Consider the following 17991-nt stretch of genomic DNA (forward strand, 5'->3'; position numbering starts at 1 on the left):
CTATTATAAGAAATAAAATAGTTACAGCCTGATGAACAGATTGCTGTAACTTTGAGGGAAGTGACAATGGCCGAAGAAGCAAATTTAGAAATAGAAGATACGGGTAAAGGCAAAAAGAAACTAATAATCATCATTGCTGCTGTAGTGTTGATAGTTAGTGCAGCTGCAGGGTACTTTTTATTTATGGGCGATGATGCCCCTGAAGAAAGCCTAGCAGATGAAACCACAGTGACTGAGTCCGCTGCACCATCGAGCTCCGCACAAATTGGTTCGGCTTTATATGTCGCAATGCCACGTCCATTTGTATTTAATGTGCCCGGTGCTAGTCGAGACCGTATCGTACAGATAAAAGTTCAGCTACTAGTGCGCGGTGAAGTAAACGAAGAAACTGCCAAAAAACACATTCCACTTATCGAAAGTACCTTACTTGGCGTTCTTTCAACAACGACCGCAGATGAATTATGTACTAGCGAAGGTAAAGAGTCAGTGCGTGTCGCTGCACTTGAAAAAGTACAATCAGCATTAAGTGATGTTGAAGGTAGCAAAGTGATAGAGCGGGTATTATTTACCGGCTTTGTGATGCAATAAGGGGTCAGCGTGAGCGATTTATTATCTCAAGATGAAATTGATGCGCTCTTACATGGCGTCGACGAAGTCGAAGAGGAAGATATTCACGAAGGTGATGACTTAGACAGTAATACCTTACAGTATGACTTCTCATCACAAGATCGTATTGTCCGTGGTCGTATGCCGACCCTGGAGATCGTGAATGAACGTTTTGCCCGTCATATGCGAATTAGCTTATTTAACATGATGCGCCGCACCGCAGAGGTGTCGATTAACGGCGTGCAAATGATTAAATTTGGCGAATATATTCACACCTTATTCGTGCCAACCAGTTTGAACATGGTACGTTTTCGTCCTTTGAAGGGCACAGGCCTAATTACCATGGAAGCCCGATTAGTATTCATTTTAGTGGATAACTTTTTTGGTGGAGATGGTCGCTATCATGCAAAAATTGAAGGCCGAGAATTTACCCCTACAGAGCGTCGTATCGTTCAAATGCTGCTTAAAATTATCTTTGAAGATTATAAAGAAGCATGGGCACCGGTAATGGATGTATCTTTTGAGTACCTTGACTCAGAAGTTAACCCTGCGATGGCTAACATCGTAAGTCCAACTGAAGTCGTTGTTATTAGCTCTTTCCATATTGAGCTAGATGGTGGTGGTGGTGATTTCCATATTGCACTGCCGTACTCTATGCTTGAGCCTATTCGCGAATTACTCGATGCCGGTGTGCAATCAGACACCGAAGACACTGACCTACGTTGGAGTAAAGCATTGCGTGATGAGATCATGGATGTTGAAGTGGATTTGTCGACTCAATTACTTGAGGTCGATTTAACACTACAACAAATCATGGAGCTTAAAGCTGGCGATATTATCCCTGTGGAAATGCCAGAACATATCACCGTCTTTGTAGAAGAATTGCCGACCTTTAGAGCAAAAATGGGTCGTTCTCGTGACAATGTTGCACTACAAATTAGCGAAAAAATTAAACGCCCTGAATCAGTTAAGTCAGAACTACATGTGTTCACAAAAGGTGGCAAAAAACTGGATTCAGATGCAGAATTAGCAGAACTAGAAGAAGATCTACATCTATCAGAAGGTGTGGATTTAGACTGGTAGTCGATTTATAAGGTTAAACATAATGAGTGATGATCAAGATACAATGGACGAATGGGCTGCGGCATTGGCCGAAGCTGAAGAAGCCGAAGGTGGTTCAGGTGATGCGGCTGTGGCTGAACTTGATGAACTAAAAGATGAAAGACATGAGCTGTCTGGCGACGAAAAACGTAAACTTGATACTATCTTGGACATTCCTGTTACTATTTCGATGGAAGTGGGTCGTTCAAAAATCAACATTCGTAATCTATTACAGCTCAACCAAGGTTCAGTGGTCGAACTAGATCGAGTAGCTGGTGAGCCACTTGATGTATTGGTTAATGGCACCCTGATTGCGCATGGTGAAGTAGTCGTAGTAAATGATAAGTTCGGTATTCGTTTAACTGACGTTATTAGCCAAGTTGAACGTATTAAAAAGTTACGATGAATGCTTTAGTTGTTTTAACAAGTGCGGCGAGCACTGTATTTCCCACGGCATCACCAACGGCAGATTTATTGTCTATGGTGATGTCTTTGCTTTTAGTGCTTGTGGTTATTATTGCCTTGGCTTTTTTGGTAAAAAAATTAAACCCAAACCTTGCCAACAGTGATGAGTTTAAAGTAGTGCGTAGCTTGCCCTTAGGCTCCCGTGAACGTTTGATGGTTATTGAAATTGATAACGCTCAACACTTAATTGGTGTTACCCCGCATAGTATTAATTACTTGCATAAGCTAGAGACACCTCTACAAGAAAAAGAACTCCCAGAACTTGCCAAGAAGTTTGGTAAGCTACTGAACCCACAATCACCTTCAAATAAAAAGAATTAACGCTATGATCAAGTGGATACTTATTTTAGCAAGTTTGCAGTTTTTGCCGTCGGTTAACGCTGAGGGTATAGAAGCCCTGACTATTACCACTAACCCTGATGGTTCTCAAGATTACTCTGTGACGCTACAAGTGTTAGCGATCATGACTGCGCTGAGCTTCATTCCAGCGGCAGTGATTATGATGACCTCATTTACACGCATTATTGTGGTACTGGCAATATTACGCCAAGCAATAGGCTTACAACAGACGCCATCGAATCAAATTTTGTTAGGTATGTCGCTGTTTTTAAGTATTTTTATTATGGCGCCAATTTATCAGCAGGTGAATGAGCGCGCTATTGAGCCATACTTGAATGAGCAAGTTACCTCAGTACAAGCACTTGAGCTTGCTAAAGAGCCAATGAAAGCTTTTATGCTCTCGCAAGTTCGTATAAAAGATTTAGAGACCTTTGCGAAAATAGCTGGTTATGAGCAATTAGACTCGCCAGAAGACACCCCACTGATTGTTTTAATCCCAGCCTTTGTAACCAGTGAACTGCAAACGGCCTTTATCATTGGTTTTATGTTTTTCATTCCCTTTTTGATTGTGGATTTGGTTGTGGCCTCCGTATTAATGGCCATGGGTATGATGATGCTTTCGCCGATGATTGTATCTTTACCATTTAAGATCATGCTATTCGTGTTAGTTGATGGCTGGGGTCTTGTCATGGGCACACTTGCGAAGAGTTTCGGGCTCGGGGTGTAACAATGCACTTCAAGGCACATAATTAGTTAGGAGAGACAAAATGGAACCGGAAATTTTTGTCGATATTCTGAGTGATGCACTATTTTTAGTCATTAAATTGGTATCGGCAATTGTGGTGCCAGGCTTGTTAGTCGGTCTTGTGGTGGCAGTTTTTCAAGCGGCAACATCCATCAATGAGCAAACATTAAGCTTTTTACCCCGTTTGTTAATTACAATTAGTGCATTAATTTTAGGCGGTCACTGGTTCACTCAAGAGCTTATGGACTATTTTACTCGTTTAGTGATGTCGATACCGGAGATTGCAGGCTAAATGGAATTTCCATTTGCTGTCATTATTCAATGGCTCAGCGATTTTTTGCTACCATTGGTGCGTATTAGCTCCATGATCATGATTATGGCAGGCCTTGGTGCGAAGAATGTGCCCACTCGAATTAAACTTGGTTTAGCGGTAGTCGTTACCTTTGTTGCTGTGCCTATGCTGCCACAAGCGACCTTCAATAACCTATTCTCCTTTGAAATGATCCTTGTCGTTATTCAGCAAATGCTTATTGGTGTGGCGATAGGCTTTGCTTCAGTACTATTACTAAACACTTTTGTACTAGCTGGGCAAATACTTGCAATGCAAACTGGTCTTGGTTTTGCGTCAGTTGTTGATCCATCTAACGGCATGAATGTCCCCGCGGTTGGTCAGTTCTATTTAATTTTGGCTACCTTGCTATTCTTCGTATTTAACGGTCATTTAATGATGATTCAAATGGTCATTCATAGCTTTGAGGTACTACCAATCGATGGAACTTGGTGGTCCGTTGATCATTACTGGGATATCGTCACATGGGGCGGTTGGATGTTTACTACTGCCTTGGTGCTTGCTTTAGCGCCACTGACGGCGATGCTTGTTATTAATATGTCATTTGGTGTAATGACCCGTGCGGCACCGCAATTAAATATTTTTTCGATAGGTTTTCCGTTTACCTTGGTGGCTGGTCTTGTGATTATTTGGGCTACTCTAGGTAACTTTATGACTCAATTTGAGTTTCAGTGGTTAAAAATGGTTGAGTTAATGTGCAGCCTAGTTGGTTGTACACCTTAGGAGCGCGCCATGGCTGAAGATTCAGGTCAAGAAAAAACCGAAGAACCCACAGGAAAAAAAATAGAAGACGCCAAGAAAAAAGGCCAGGTTGCTCGCTCAAAAGAGTTAGGCACTATGTTTGTGCTTATCTTCTCGGCAATTTCTTTATTATTGTATGGTCCTGAAATTGGTAAGGGACTTTATAATGTCATGGGGCGCTTATTAAGCCTTAATCGAAATGAAACCTACGACACCACTAAAATGTTCTCTGTGTGGGGAATAGTTGCGGATGCTTTACTATTCCCTATGGCAATGTTTGTTTTTATTATTGTAATTGCAGCTTTTATAGGCAATACACTATTAGGAGGATTTAACTTTAGTTGGCAAGCGGCGGCACCAAAAGCGAGTAAAATGTCACCAGCTAAAGGCATAAAACGTATGCTTGGCCCTCAAGCTGGGGTAGAGCTGGTCAAGTCTATTTTAAAGTTTGCTGTCGTTGCCGGTTTTGCGGTGTTTTTAATCAATACCTTCTTTGATGAAATACTACATTTAAGCCAAGAAAGCGCCCCTAGTAATTTTATTCATGCGCTTGAAATTTTATCTTGGATGTTCCTTGGGCTAACTTGTACATTAATTATTATTGCCGCCATTGACGCTCCTTACCAAAGTCATAAACACCATAAAGAGCTAAAAATGACCCTGCAAGAAGTGAAAGACGAATACAAAAACTCTGAGGGTGACCCGCAAATTAAAGCGCGTATTCGTCGAACCCAGCGGGAAATGTCGCAAAGGCGGATGATGCAAGATGTTCCTGATGCAGACGTTATTGTAACCAACCCGACTCACTATTCTGTTGCACTAAAATACGACACAGCTAAAGCTGGTGCGCCTATTGTTCTTGCCAAAGGCGTGGACGAGCTTGCTATGCAAATTCGTAAAGTGGGAAAGGGTAATGACGTGCCAATTGTCGAATCGCCAATGCTTACTCGTGCGTTGTATCACACTACCGATGTTGGTCAGCAAATACCTGATCAACTATTTACCGCAGTAGCGCAAGTGCTAGCTTATGTTTTTCAGTTAAAACGCTTCCAAAAAGGGCGCGGAAAACGTCCTGTTCCGCTCAATAAGAAGCTACCAATACCAGATGCTTACAAATATTAATTAATACCTTTATAACTTGGAATAGTTATTGCAAATTCCGTGTAGTGTCAATTTTTTGAAATTGTTGAATTATGGAATTTAAAGCGGTATTACAACAACTTAACAGAGATAAAAAAGAATATGCTAAGGGTATCGGTACGCCGTTAATGGTACTTGCTGCGCTGGGTATGGTGATATTACCTCTGCCTCCGTTTCTTTTAGATATTCTTTTTTCGTTTAATATTGCTTTAGCACTCGTGGTGTTACTGGTTACGGTTTATACCATGAAGCCCCTTGAATTTGGTATGTTCCCGGCGGTTCTACTGATTGCAACTATCATGCGTTTAGCGCTGAATGTTGCCAGTACCCGTGTGGTATTGCTAGAAGGTCATAATGGTGGAGATGCAGCTGGTAAAGTTATCGAGGCCTTTGGCTCGGTTGTTATCGGCGGTAACTATGCTGTTGGTTTAGTGGTCTTCCTTATTTTAATCATTATTAACTTTGTGGTTATCACCAAAGGTGCTGGCCGTATTTCTGAAGTATCAGCTCGCTTTACTCTTGACGCAATGCCTGGTAAACAAATGGCGATTGATGCTGACTTAAACGCAGGTTTTATCAGTGCAGAGCAAGCCCGTGAACGCCGTGAAGAAGTCACCCGTGAAGCCGACTTCTATGGTTCAATGGATGGTGCGAGTAAGTTCGTAAAAGGCGATGCAATAGCAGGTATCGTCATTCTAGTGATCAATATCGTTGGTGGTTTATTCGTCGGTATGATCCAACATGACTTATCTTTCAGCCGTGCGATGGAAGTATACACCTTGCTAACCATTGGTGATGGTCTAGTTGCACAGCTGCCTTCACTATTACTGTCTATCGGTACCGCAATCGTTGTTACTCGTCAGAATGAGTCGCACAATATGGGCGACCAAGTTAAGACACAGCTAGGTAACGAAAAGTCACTTTATATTGCATCAGGTATTCTGATCATCATGGGTCTAGTACCAGGTATGCCGCACATCGCATTTTTAAGCTTAGGTGCTTTACTTGGTTACCTTGCTTATTTCACACAACAACAAAAAGCGAAAGCAGAAGCTGAAAAAGCCGAGCAAGAAGCAAATGGTGGCGCACCAGGTACAGGGGTTGCCAACAAACAAGAGCAAAAAGAACTGGGTTGGGATGACGTTCAGCAAGTTGATGTTATTGGCTTAGAAGTAGGTTATCGCTTAATTCCACTCGTTGACCAATCTCAAGGTGGTGAACTGTTAAATCGTATTAAAGGTGTGCGTAAGAAACTGTCTCAGGAGCTTGGTTTCTTAGTACCTCCTGTACATATTCGTGATAACTTAGAACTCGACCCTAATGCATACAGAATCACTATGATGGGTGTTTCAAGCGGTGAGGGTGAGCTTAAACATGGTGATGAGCTAGCGATTAATCCAGGCCAAGTATTTGGTCCAATCAAAGGGGTTGCCACAAAAGACCCTGCATTTGGATTAGATGCGGTTTGGATCAAACCTGACCAAAAAGATGAAGCACAATCACTTGGCTATACCGTCGTTGATTCAGCAACGGTAGTTGCAACTCATATTAGTCAGTTACTCACGAACAGTGCTGCTTTACTACTTGGTCATGAAGAAGTACAAAACTTATTAGATATGTTAGCGAAGAGTCATCCACGTCTTGTTGAAGGACTGGTTCCTGACGTATTACCACTTACTACTATCGTAAAAGTGCTACAAAACTTACTCAATGAAGGGGTGGCAATTCGCGATATGCGCTCGATTGTTCAAACCCTTGTTGAGTATGGTCCACGTAGCCAAGACCCTGATGTACTAACGGCTGCAGTGCGAATTTCACTTCGCAGACTTATCGTTCAAGACGCTGTTGGTATGTCTTCTGAGATCCCTGTCATTACCTTGGCGCCTGAGTTGGAACAGATGTTGCATCAGTCACTTCAGAATGCAGGTGACGAAGGTGCCGGAATAGAGCCAAGCCTTGCAGAGCGACTTCAACAATCATTGAATGAAGCGCATCAAAACCAAGAAATGGCCGGTGAACCTTCGATACTGTTAACGTCAGGAATGTTACGTACTGTGTTATCTCGCTTCGTTAAGTACACAATCCCAGGTTTAAGGGTGATGTCTTATCAAGAGGTACCAGACGAAAGACAGATTAAGATTGTCAGCTCAGTAGGCCAACAATAGGATAGTAAAGGGGTTGAACCATGAAAATTAAACGTTTTTTTGCTAAAGATATGCGCACTGCACTGAAAGAAGTGAAAGATGAGTTAGGTGTTGATGCGGTTATTATGTCGAACAAAAAGCTTGCTAACGGCGTTGAAATCGTTGCAGCTGTTGATTACGACAAAGCAGCCCCGAAAGCCGAAGCTAAACCTGCAGTGGCACAATCAGCACCTGCACCACAGCATAATTTTGTTAAGCCTGAGCCAATGCGTGCTAAACCTGAGCCGCAAGCGAAAGTTGCTGATAGCCTACAAGCGTTACTTGAGCGTCAAGCCCCACGCCCTCGTTCGCCAGAGCTGGCGTCAATGTTTAGTCAATCTGGTATTGATACGAGTGAACATTATCAACCAAAAGAACCAAGCTTTGAGCAGCAACAGCCTGAATATAAGCAAGCTCCTCGTTATCAGCAGCAAGCAGCACCTCGTGTACAAACTCAAGCTCATAGCCTAGGGTTTGATGACGATTTAGACGCAGGTTTTGATGATTTAGACTCACCCGCTGATCATAAAAACTCAGCCCCAGCTAATCAATCAGAAATAACGACTATGCGCGAAGAAATGAATGCGATTCGTCAATTACTTGAACACCAAGTATCTGGATTAATGCAACAAGATATGGCGCGCCGTGATCCAACACGCGCTTGTATGATTGATCGTTTAGCTGGTATGGGGATTGAGCGTGATGTTGCTGAGCAAATGGCGTGTTTTATTCCTGATGATGTATCTCGCCAACAAGCATGGCAAGCGCTGCTGCAAATGGTTGAAAACCAAATGCATACAACTAACAACGAAATCCTACGCCAAGGTGGAGTTTTTGCACTAGTTGGTCCAACGGGCGTTGGTAAAACAACCACAGTTGCGAAATTAGCAGCACTTGGAGCACAAAAATATGGTGCTGATAAAGTTGCACTGATCACCACTGATACATACAGAATTGGTGCCTACGAACAATTGGCTACTTATGGTCGTATTATTGGTTGTGGTGTAAAGCAAGTAAAAGATGCGAATGAATTAGCTGAAGTGTTATACCATTTACGTAATAAGCGTCTAGTATTAATAGACACTGCGGGTATGAGCCAACGAGATTTACGCTTAACTGAACAATTAAACACCTTAATGCGTAATCAGCGTGTTGATATTCGTAGTTATTTAGTATTAAGTGCTACAGCGCAGATAAATGTGTTGCAAGAAACCGTAAGACACTTTAAAAAGGTTCACCTAAGTGGCTGTATCTTCACTAAATTGGATGAATCTTTAAGTTTAGGTGAGATTATTAGCATAGCGATTCAAAATCGTCTGCCAATAGGGTATCTTACTAACGGTCAGCGCGTTCCTGAGGATATTCGCGTAGCGAATGCTGAAAAACTAGTGAAAAAAGCTGAACAATTGTATTTAAAACGAGCAAAAGCACAACATTCAAGACGTCAAGCAGTAGCGTCGAACACAGTAGGGATGTATGATTAACACAGTATTAGATCAAGCAAGCGGCCTGCGCAAAATGAATCAAAATAATAATAGTGGCGTTAAAGTTATCGCTGTTACTGGCGGTAAAGGTGGAGTGGGTAAAACCAACGTCTCACTCAACACCGCAATCGCATTAGGCCAGCAAGGAAATCGTGTATTAGTATTAGATGCCGATTTAGGTTTGGCAAACTGTGACGTGATGCTTGGCCTTCGTGTTGAACGTAACTTATCTCATGTTTTGTCGGGCGAGTGTGAGCTTGATGAAATTCTCGTCGAAGGCCCTGCAGGAATCAAAATTGTACCAGCAACGTCTGGTTCTCAAAGTATGGTTGAATTATCGCCATCTGAGCATGCAGGTCTTATACGTGCATTTAGCGAGTTAAACACTGAGTTTGATATTTTAATTGTTGATACCGCCGCAGGTATTTCAGACATGGTATTAAGCTTTTCTCGTGCAGCCCAAGACGTTGTTGTAGTTGTATGTGATGAACCCACCTCAATTACTGATGCTTACGCACTTATAAAAGTACTTAGCCGTGAGCATGGCGTATATAAATTTAAAATTGTTGCCAATATGGTGCGCAGTTTGCGTGAAGGGCAAGAATTATTTGCTAAACTTTCAAAAGTAACGGATCGTTTTTTAGATGTTTCGATGGAGTTAGTAGCAACCATTCCTTATGACGAGAACATGCGTAAGTCTACGCGCCGTCAAAAAGTAATCGTTGAATTATTCCCGAATTCACCAGCAGCGGTGGCGTTTAAAACATTAGCAACAAAAGCAGTTAAATGGCCGATCCCTAATCAACCGTCTGGCCATTTAGAATTTTTTATTGAAAAACTAGTAAACGGCTAACTATGACAACATCGGTGAATAAAGCGATGGGATATCAATCAGCACAAAATTTAAATGCGATTGTTGAAAAACATGCCTCTTTAGTGAAAAAAGTGGCGTGCCATCTAATTGCTCGTTTACCTGCCAGTGTGCAACTCGATGATTTAATTCAATCAGGCATGATAGGCCTGATTGAAGCGTCAAAAAACTTTGATGCTAGCAAAGGTGCTAGTTTTGAAACCTTCGCAGGTATTCGTATTCGTGGTGCTATGCTGGATGAAATTCGCCGAGGTGACTGGGCTCCACGTTCAGTTCACCGAAATGCCCGCCTAGTGGCAGAAACCATTGCCGAATTAGAGAGCACGTTAAATCGTGAACCAAAAGACACTGAAGTAGCTGAAAAACTTGATATTACACTGGATGAGTACCATCATATTCTACATGATGTAAATTCTAGTAAAGTATTAGGCATTGAAGACTTAGGCGTGGATGAAGATGTCATCACACCAGTAGGTCAGGATTTAGGACTAGACAAACCGTTTAATAACGTTAAAAATGAGCGGTTTAACCAGTCTCTATTAACGGCTATCCAATCGTTACCAGAAAGAGATGCTCTCGTTTTGTCTTTGTACTACAACGACGAAATGAACTTAAAAGAAATAGGACACATACTCGATGTTAGCGAGTCGCGTGTGAGTCAAATACATGGTCAGGCGATGATTAAGCTCAAAGCAAAAATCAATGACTGGATTAATTAGTAGTAAGTAAATAAAGGTTCAAACCTCACCGGAGGATGTTTTGGATAAAAACATGAAAATTCTTGTTGTTGATGATTTTTCTACAATGAGACGTATCATTAAAAATCTATTAAGGGATTTAGGTTTTACCAATGTGCAGGAAGCTGACGACGGTTCAACAGCATTGCCAATGCTACAAAATCAAGAATTTGATTTTGTTGTAACAGATTGGAACATGCCTGGTATGCAAGGTATTGATTTGTTACGCGCAATTCGTGCTGATGATAGCCTTAAGCATATTCCTGTGTTAATGGTGACAGCTGAAGCGAAAAAAGAACAAATTGTTGCTGCTGCTCAAGCAGGTGTTAATGGCTATATCGTTAAACCATTCACTGCTGCGACACTTAAAACCAAATTGGAAAAAGTGTTTGAACGTTTAGGTTAATCTAAGGGGAGAGGCTTATGTCAGCACTTGCTGCGCCTCAAATAAGTTTAGAGCAAGCTCGTCAACTTGTTGAGTATCTTGAAAATGGTGAACAAGAAAAAGCTGATAAGCTAATTCTTGATGCTGCGTCAAAAGAGCAATCAGAGTTGTTTGCTGAAGTCGGTAAATTGACGCGTCAACTTCATGAAGCGTTAAAAAACTTTGACCTAGATACTCGTCTCGCTGATTTAACTACCGACGCTATCCCAGATGCTAAGCAGCGCTTAAATTATGTTATGGAAATGACAGAAAGTGCCGCCAATAAAACTATGGATGCAGTTGAAGCAAGTTTACCGATAGCGCAACAACTTGCTGATGAAATTGCTGCAATTAAGCCTACTTGGGATCGTTTAATGAACCGAGAAATTGAACTCGGTGAATTTAAATCGTTATGTCATAGCCTAGATAAGTTCATGAATAACTCGCACACAAAAACCGATGAGCTTCAAGGCTTGATGACCAATGTGCTGATGGCGCAGGATTATCAAGATTTAACTGGACAAGTTATTCGTCGTGTCATTGAACTAGTGCGAGAAGTAGAAGACAGTTTAATTAATCTCTTAACTGTGTTTGGCAGTCAAGAAGATGGTCATCAACAACAAGAAAAACAGGCCATAGAAAAAGCACCTGCACCAAGTGACACACTAGCAGGTCCTGAAGGGCCGATTATTGATAAAGAGTCTCGCGATGATGTTGTTTCAGGACAAGATGAAGTCGATGATCTATTATCAAGTCTGGGCTTCTAAGAGGAGAGTAGCTGCATGAGCTTTGAAGTCGATGAAGATATATTACAGGATTTCCTTGTTGAAGCAGGAGAAATCTTAGAGCTATTGTCGGAGCAATTAGTTGAGCTTGAAAACAACCCAGAAGACAAAGATCTATTAAACGCCATTTTTAGGGGCTTCCACACTGTTAAAGGTGGTGCAGGTTTCTTAAGTATGACTGAACTTGTTGATGCTTGTCATGGCGCAGAGAATGTTTTCGATTTATTACGCCAAGGTGTACGCACTGTTACGCCTGAGCTAATGGACGTAATATTACAAGCCCTTGATACTATTAATGAAATGTTCGCCACGATTCAAAATCGCGAACAACCAGAGCCTGCAGATCCAGCCCTATTAGAAGTCCTTCATAAATTAAGTCAGCCGCCTACTGCAGAAGAGCTTGCAGGTGAAGATTTATCTGTAGCAGAGGACGTTGCAGTTGCACCTGAAGAACCAGCAGTTGAAGAGGTTGTTGTTGATACGCCTGAAGTCACAGCAGATACAGCAACAGACAACATCGATGAAGATGACCCATTTGCGTTCGATATGTTATTTGATGGCGGCGGTCTTGCTGATAGCAGCGCTGAGTCTCAAAATATTGACGAAATCACTGAAGATGAATTCGAAAGCCTGTTAGATGAGCTGCATGGAAAAGGCCAAGGACCAGCAGCATCTGCTCCTGAGTCAAATAGCAGTGACAGTGATGATATTACCGATGATGAATTTGATAGTTTATTAGATGAATTGCACGGTGTTGGTAATTTTGGGGAAGTAAAACAAGATAATACTGCCAAGCCTGAAGCTACAAGTTCTATTGAGCCAGCCTCTGCCACCCCTACTGCGGAGGCAGCAAGCAGCGATTCAGACGATGAAATTAGTGATGATGAGTTTGAGGCACTTCTTGACGAGTTACATGGCAAAGGCACAGCTCCTCAATCATTGGAAAGTTCAACCGCGGAAAAAGCACCTGAGCCACCAAAAGCTGAACCTACAAAACCTGCTCAGCCTGCAGCCTCTAAACCGGCACCTGCACCTGCACCGAAACCTGCAGCTAGTAACCCTGCTCCAGCTCCTGCAAAAGCGCCAGCAGCTTCAGCGGCACCGAAAAAGGCTCCGCCTCCACAGGCAGAAACAACGGTTCGTGTTGATACCAAACGTCTTGACGAAATCATGAACATGGTTGGTGAGCTTGTATTGGTTCGTAACCGCTTGGTAAGTCTTGCGAATAACAGCAACAGTGAGTCAATGGGTAAAGCCATCTCGAACCTAGACGTGGTAACCGCAGACTTACAAGGTGCGGTAATGAAAACCCGGATGCAGCCAATTAAGAAAGTATTTGGTCGTTTCCCACGCGTAGTTCGTGACTTAGCTCGTAGCTTGAAAAAAGACATTAATCTGCAGCTAGTAGGTGAAGAAACCGATTTAGATAAAAACCTTGTTGAAGCACTTGCTGATCCATTGGTGCACTTAGTACGTAACTCTGTAGACCATGGTATTGAAATGCCAGATGTGCGTGAAGCTGCAGGTAAGCCGCGTACAGGTACAGTCACGCTCTCAGCATCACAAGAAGGTGATCATATTCTGCTTACCATTCGTGATGATGGTGCTGGTATGGATGCTGATAAGCTGAAAAAAATCGCAATCAGCAAGGGTGTAATTGATCATGATCAAGCAAGCCGTTTGTCGGATACAGAAGCATACAACCTAATATTTGCTCCTGGTTTCTCAACGAAAGAAGAGATCTCTGATATTTCAGGGCGCGGTGTCGGCATGGATGTGGTTAAAACTAAAATAACCCAGTTAAATGGTTCGGTTAACATCCAGTCGGAATTGGGCGTAGGTACTGCACTAGAAATTAAGGTGCCATTAACGCTTGCTATCTTACCAACTCTAATGGTTGTTGTAGGTGAGCAAACCTTTGCTCTACCGCTTGCTGGCGTAAGCGAAATTTTCCACCTTGATTTAACTAAAACTAACGTAGTTGATGGCCAACTGACAATAATAGTTCGTCAAAAAGCGATTCCGCTTTTCTATTTACAACATTGGTTAGTAAAAGGTGCCAACCGCCAAGAGCGTAAAGCAGAAGGTCACGTGGTGATTGTACAAATAGGTACTAAACAAGTGGGCTTTGTTGTTGACTCATTAATTGGTCAAGAAGAGGTGGTTATCAAACCTTTAGATGCCTTATTACAAGGCACGCCAGGAATGGCAGGTGCGACAATTACTTCTGATGGTGGGATTGCATTGATCCTTGATGTACCTAGTATGCTTAAACATTACGTTGGCTAATAATAAATAATAAAGTGCAGTGTTTAGCTGCACTTTAAATGATATAAAACAAGAGAGTGCCAATGGCAGTCAAAGTATTAGTTGTTGATGATTCAAGCTTTTTTCGCCGCAGAGTAAGCGAAATTTTAGAGCAAGACAGCAATATTCAGGTAATTGGTTTTGCCGTTAATGGTCGTGAGGCGGTAGATAAAACCCGTGAATTAAGACCTGATGTAATTACTATGGATGTTGAGATGCCAGTTCTTGATGGCATTAGTGCTGTGAAAGAAATAATGGCAGCAACACCGACTCCTATTTTAATGTTCTCATCACTCACCCGTGATGGTGCAACAGCAACCCTCGATGCACTTGATGCTGGTGCTTTAGATTTTTTACCGAAAAAATTCGAAGACATTGCACGTAATAATGAAGATGCAATCGCGCTTTTACAAAATAAAGTAAAAGAAATTGGTCGTCGTCGCCTCTCTCGTTTTTCGCGCCCAGCACCTATTTCGAGACCAACTCCGGCTCCTGCACCAAGGGGCAGTAGCGCTACAAGTACTAGCAGCGGTATTGTTCAGCCTGATCGCAGCTTTAGCCGTTCAGCTCCTGCTAGTTCGCCTGCGGAATCGTCATCGAGTACAAGTAAAATTCGAGCTTCGGGCAAGCAATATCAGTTGGTTGCTATTGGTACATCAACTGGTGGGCCGGTTGCGCTACAGACCATTTTAACTCAGCTGCCTGCTAACTTTCCGCATCCTATTTTGCTTATTCAACATATGCCAGCTGCGTTTACTCCTGCTTTTGCAGCACGCCTCAATGGTTTATGCAGAATCAATGTGAAAGAAGCGCAAAATGGTGACCGCTTAATGCCAGGTACAGCCTATTTAGCGCCAGGTGGTCAACAAATGTTGATTGAAGGGCGCAGCGGCTCTCGTACATTACGTGTGTTTGAAGATGATAGCCCACGTATTACTTATAAGCCAAGTGTTGATGTTACCTTTGCGAGTGCAGCAAAAACCTATGGCGGTGATGTTTTAGCCGTGGTGTTAACGGGTATGGGCGCTGATGGTCGTGATGGAGCGCGTATGCTTAAGCAAGTCGGTGCAACCATTTGGGCGCAAGATGAAAAAACCAGTGTAGTGTATGGTATGCCACAAGCCGTTGCGAATGCTGGTTTGGCTAGTGAAAGCTTAGCGCTCACAGATGTTGCAGCCCGCCTAACGCGTGAGACTGGCTGTGGATAAGCTGTCTTTTCTCGGCTTAATTATCGCAATTAGTGCTATTGCATTTGGTTATGCATTAGAAGGCGGCGTTGTCACAGCTTTGTTCAATGGACCTGCGCTGATTATTGTTCTTGGCGGTACGCTTGGGGCTGTTATGCTCCAGACCCCTGGTAGTGTTTTTGCAAAAACACTCAAAATTAGTCATTGGGTGTTCTTTCCGCCATATCATGATATTGATGCAGCTATCGAACAAGTAAAGCGCTGGTCGCACAAAGCACGCCAAGAAGGTTACTTAGCGCTTGAATCTGAGGCACTTTCTCATACAGATCCATACGCGGCAAAAGGGTTGAGTCTACTCGTTGATGGTATCGATGAGCAAAAGCTTAGAGATACCCTTGAAATTGACTTAATGCTTGAACGAGAGCGCTTGTTAGAGGTTAGCCGAGTTTATGAAGCGATGGGGGGGTATAGTCCAACAATTGGTATTTTAGGTGCGGTACTTGGTTTGATTCAGGCAATGCAATTTATAACAGATCCTGAAAAATTGGGTGCGGGTGTCGCCACCGCTTTTATCGCTACCATCTACGGTGTAGGTTTAGCTAATTTATTATTCTTACCTATGGCCAATAAGTTAAAGCAGCAAATTGAACAAAAGATGCTGTATCATGAATTACTTGCTGAAGGCATTATTGCTATCTCGCAAGGTGAAAGCCCACTGAATATAGAACTAAAACTTGAGGCGTACCGTGTTGAGCGTCCAAGCTTAGTTGAAGAGTAATTTATTATGATGCGCCGTCGTCTGCGTCATAACACGTCAAAAAACCAACATACCGAGCGTTGGCTTGTTTCTTATGCCGATTACATGACTATCATGTTTGCTTTTTTTGTGGTCATGTATGCCATAGCAATTAATAAAAATGAAGACTTTCAAATTCTCTCCGATTCGCTTGAGCAGGTTTTCGAGAAATCAGCTCGTGAGCAACAGCAAGTTGGAACCGGAGTGAACGGCACCGGAATTTTAACAGACAGAGTCAGTCCAGAAAAAGACATCCTTTACGGTGAAAGTATCCGAAAGGATGAGCAAGGGCCTGAATTACTTGATGGGCAAAGTGAAACGAGTAATATTGATAAAAAGCATCTAGGCAAGCCCCTTGATAGTTTGCTAACTAAACTACAATCTGCACTCATTGATGAAATTCGTGATGGTGAAGCAAGTTTAGAGCTTCATCAAGACTGGCTTATTATTGAACTAAGCTCAGGTATGTTGTTTTCTTCGGGCAGTGCTGTTGCACAGCAACGTGCAAAGGAAGTTGTAGGTTTAGTTAGAGATATTATAGCGCCTGTTGATAACTATATCCGCGTGCGTGGTTATACTGATAACGAAGGTATTCGTAATGAAATGTTTCGCTCTAACTGGGAGTTATCGGTAGCCCGTGCAACATCAATACTTGTTGAACTTGAGAGTTTAGGTATTAATCCTGCTCGAATGGCAATTGAAGGTTATGGTGAATATTCACCTTTCGCTAGTAATGACACTGAGCAAGGTCGCGCGGAGAACCGTAAAGTGGTCGTAGCGTTATCGAAGTTTGGTTTACCCCCCGAAGAGCCGCAAAGTACTGAACAAGAATCACAAAATCAACCGGAAAAGACGACAGAAATTGAGTTGCCAAGTGATGATAACAGCATTAAAGTGATTCAATTACCGCACGGTGGCATTAGGATTACCACGCGCAATGAACAATAATAAGGTGTGATGTGAAAGTTTGGACCGTAGCGAATCAAAAAGGTGGGGTAGGGAAAACAACAACAGCTGTTAGCCTTGCTGGCATTCTTGCTTTACAAGGAAAACGAGTGTTACTTATTGACACTGATCCGCACGCATCATTAACTTATTATTTTGGCATTGACTCTGAAGAGCTTGAAGTCAGCGTGTATGATATCTTTGCACGCGGCAATAGTATGGCCAGTGAAGAAGTTTTACAGGCTCTGTGCCCATCTACGCTAGAGAATCTTGACATTTTACCGGCGACAATGGCAATTGCTACGCTAGATAGAAGCATGGGCAATAAAAATGGTATGGGTCTGATACTTAAAAAAGCACTAGCTAAAATTAGTGACCATTACGATTATGCAATTATTGATTGCCCACCTGTTTTAGGTGTTTTAATGGTGAATGCACTTGCCGCGAGCGAACGGATATTAGTACCAGTACAAACAGAGTTTTTGGCCTTGAAAGGTCTTGACCGTATGATGCGTACGATGGAGCTGATGCAAACATCGCAAGCAAAACAGTACCAATATACGATTATTCCAACAATGTACGACAAACGTACTAAAGCATCACTTGAAGCTTATAAGACTCTGCAGGATAATTACAAAGATAAAGTATGGTCAGGCGTGGTGCCCGTCGATACAAAATTTCGAGATGCTAGTTTAGCACAACAGGTGCCGATTCAATTTTGCCCACGCTCACGTGGCGTGTTTGCATATCGCGCACTGCTTGATTACTTAATTGCACAGGGTTAAA

General features: G+C 42.5%; 19 protein-coding genes. All 19 read left to right on the forward strand.

All coding sequences use genetic code 11. The annotated features are described in order from the left end of the window. The first annotated feature begins 66 nt into the window (after positions 1–66). Positions 67–588: a flagellar basal body-associated protein FliL gene (fliL, locus tag J8Z25_RS05110; protein WP_250661780.1), complete on the forward strand. Its 522-nt coding sequence runs from the start codon at positions 67–69 to the stop codon at positions 586–588. A 9-nt stretch (positions 589–597) separates the two neighbouring features. Next, positions 598–1689, forward strand: a complete 1092-nt coding sequence (fliM, locus tag J8Z25_RS05115; protein ID WP_054553268.1) for a flagellar motor switch protein FliM — start codon at positions 598–600, stop codon at positions 1687–1689. A 22-nt stretch (positions 1690–1711) separates the two neighbouring features. Next, positions 1712–2113 (forward strand): flagellar motor switch protein FliN, encoded by a 402-nt coding sequence (fliN, locus tag J8Z25_RS05120; RefSeq protein ID WP_054553267.1) that lies wholly within the window; start codon positions 1712–1714, stop codon positions 2111–2113. Beyond that, positions 2110–2493, forward strand: coding sequence for a flagellar biosynthetic protein FliO (gene fliO, locus J8Z25_RS05125; protein ID WP_250661781.1), 384 nt, complete (start codon positions 2110–2112; stop codon positions 2491–2493). The genes fliN and fliO overlap by 4 nt, the downstream gene beginning before the upstream one ends. Positions 2494–2497: 4 nt before the next feature. Next, entirely contained in the window at positions 2498–3238 is a 741-nt protein-coding gene (gene fliP / locus J8Z25_RS05130; RefSeq protein WP_250661782.1) for a flagellar type III secretion system pore protein FliP, read from the forward strand. Positions 3239–3278: 40 nt separating this feature from the next. Continuing rightward, positions 3279–3548, forward strand: coding sequence for a flagellar biosynthesis protein FliQ (gene fliQ, locus J8Z25_RS05135; RefSeq protein ID WP_036970111.1), 270 nt, complete (start codon positions 3279–3281; stop codon positions 3546–3548). Then, entirely contained in the window at positions 3549–4328 is a 780-nt protein-coding gene (gene fliR / locus J8Z25_RS05140) for a flagellar biosynthetic protein FliR (protein WP_130052065.1), read from the forward strand. A gap of 9 nt (positions 4329–4337) precedes the next feature. After that, on the forward strand, positions 4338–5468 hold the full coding sequence (gene flhB / locus J8Z25_RS05145; RefSeq protein WP_130052064.1) for a flagellar biosynthesis protein FlhB: 1131 nt from the start codon (positions 4338–4340) through the stop codon (positions 5466–5468). Positions 5469–5539: 71 nt separating this feature from the next. Then, the gene (gene flhA / locus J8Z25_RS05150; RefSeq protein WP_130052063.1) at positions 5540–7651 is read left to right on the forward strand and encodes a flagellar biosynthesis protein FlhA; all 2112 of its coding nucleotides are present in this window, start codon (positions 5540–5542) and stop codon (positions 7649–7651) included. A 20-nt stretch (positions 7652–7671) separates the two neighbouring features. Beyond that, positions 7672–9153 (forward strand): flagellar biosynthesis GTPase FlhF, encoded by a 1482-nt coding sequence (gene flhF, locus J8Z25_RS05155; protein ID WP_250661783.1) that lies wholly within the window; start codon positions 7672–7674, stop codon positions 9151–9153. After that, a complete protein-coding gene (locus tag J8Z25_RS05160; protein WP_130052061.1) occupies positions 9146–10006 on the forward strand; it encodes a MinD/ParA family ATP-binding protein in 861 nt (286 codons plus the stop codon). Before flhF ends, J8Z25_RS05160 begins: the two co-directional genes overlap by 8 nt. 26 nt (positions 10007–10032) lie before the next feature. After that, positions 10033–10743, forward strand: coding sequence for an RNA polymerase sigma factor FliA (locus tag J8Z25_RS05165; protein ID WP_054553325.1), 711 nt, complete (start codon positions 10033–10035; stop codon positions 10741–10743). A gap of 40 nt (positions 10744–10783) precedes the next feature. After that, the gene (gene cheY / locus J8Z25_RS05170) at positions 10784–11167 is read left to right on the forward strand and encodes a chemotaxis response regulator CheY (protein ID WP_016708035.1); all 384 of its coding nucleotides are present in this window, start codon (positions 10784–10786) and stop codon (positions 11165–11167) included. A 17-nt stretch (positions 11168–11184) separates the two neighbouring features. Further along, positions 11185–11952: a protein phosphatase CheZ gene (locus J8Z25_RS05175; protein ID WP_130052060.1), complete on the forward strand. Its 768-nt coding sequence runs from the start codon at positions 11185–11187 to the stop codon at positions 11950–11952. Between the two features lie 15 nt (positions 11953–11967). Continuing rightward, a complete protein-coding gene (locus J8Z25_RS05180; protein WP_250661784.1) occupies positions 11968–14259 on the forward strand; it encodes a chemotaxis protein CheA in 2292 nt (763 codons plus the stop codon). Positions 14260–14321: 62 nt separating this feature from the next. Next, positions 14322–15485, forward strand: coding sequence for a protein-glutamate methylesterase/protein-glutamine glutaminase (locus tag J8Z25_RS05185; protein WP_178926721.1), 1164 nt, complete (start codon positions 14322–14324; stop codon positions 15483–15485). Next, positions 15478–16242: a flagellar motor protein gene (locus J8Z25_RS05190; protein WP_250661785.1), complete on the forward strand. Its 765-nt coding sequence runs from the start codon at positions 15478–15480 to the stop codon at positions 16240–16242. Before J8Z25_RS05185 ends, J8Z25_RS05190 begins: the two co-directional genes overlap by 8 nt. A 6-nt stretch (positions 16243–16248) precedes the next feature. Continuing rightward, complete coding sequence (locus tag J8Z25_RS05195) at positions 16249–17208, forward strand: flagellar motor protein MotB (RefSeq protein ID WP_250661786.1); 960 nt, start codon at positions 16249–16251, stop codon at positions 17206–17208. A gap of 11 nt (positions 17209–17219) precedes the next feature. Next, positions 17220–17990: a ParA family protein gene (locus tag J8Z25_RS05200; protein WP_130052055.1), complete on the forward strand. Its 771-nt coding sequence runs from the start codon at positions 17220–17222 to the stop codon at positions 17988–17990. Position 17991 lies beyond the last annotated feature (1 nt).

The organism is Pseudoalteromonas sp. SCSIO 43101 (assembly GCF_023650775.1).
Lineage (GTDB): Bacteria > Pseudomonadota > Gammaproteobacteria > Enterobacterales > Alteromonadaceae > Pseudoalteromonas > Pseudoalteromonas apostichopi.

Bases quoted from the DNA above. Each gene is read 5' to 3' on its own strand.
- J8Z25_RS05160 (WP_130052061.1), top strand. From the start codon at position 9,146: ATGATTAACACAGTATTAGATCAAGCAAGCGGCCTGCGCAAAATGAAT.
- flhF (WP_250661783.1), top strand. From the start codon at position 7,672: ATGAAAATTAAACGTTTTTTTGCTAAAGATATGCGCACTGCACTGAAA.
- fliL (WP_250661780.1), top strand. From the start codon at position 67: ATGGCCGAAGAAGCAAATTTAGAAATAGAAGATACGGGTAAAGGCAAA.
- flhB (WP_130052064.1), top strand. From the start codon at position 4,338: ATGGCTGAAGATTCAGGTCAAGAAAAAACCGAAGAACCCACAGGAAAA.
- fliQ (WP_036970111.1), top strand. From the start codon at position 3,279: ATGGAACCGGAAATTTTTGTCGATATTCTGAGTGATGCACTATTTTTA.
- fliO (WP_250661781.1), top strand. From the start codon at position 2,110: ATGAATGCTTTAGTTGTTTTAACAAGTGCGGCGAGCACTGTATTTCCC.
- J8Z25_RS05175 (WP_130052060.1), top strand. From the start codon at position 11,185: ATGTCAGCACTTGCTGCGCCTCAAATAAGTTTAGAGCAAGCTCGTCAA.
- J8Z25_RS05185 (WP_178926721.1), top strand. From the start codon at position 14,322: ATGGCAGTCAAAGTATTAGTTGTTGATGATTCAAGCTTTTTTCGCCGC.
- fliR (WP_130052065.1), top strand. From the start codon at position 3,549: ATGGAATTTCCATTTGCTGTCATTATTCAATGGCTCAGCGATTTTTTG.
- J8Z25_RS05165 (WP_054553325.1), top strand. From the start codon at position 10,033: ATGGGATATCAATCAGCACAAAATTTAAATGCGATTGTTGAAAAACAT.
- fliN (WP_054553267.1), top strand. From the start codon at position 1,712: ATGAGTGATGATCAAGATACAATGGACGAATGGGCTGCGGCATTGGCC.
- flhA (WP_130052063.1), top strand. From the start codon at position 5,540: ATGGAATTTAAAGCGGTATTACAACAACTTAACAGAGATAAAAAAGAA.
- J8Z25_RS05195 (WP_250661786.1), top strand. From the start codon at position 16,249: ATGATGCGCCGTCGTCTGCGTCATAACACGTCAAAAAACCAACATACC.
- fliP (WP_250661782.1), top strand. From the start codon at position 2,498: ATGATCAAGTGGATACTTATTTTAGCAAGTTTGCAGTTTTTGCCGTCG.
- J8Z25_RS05180 (WP_250661784.1), top strand. From the start codon at position 11,968: ATGAGCTTTGAAGTCGATGAAGATATATTACAGGATTTCCTTGTTGAA.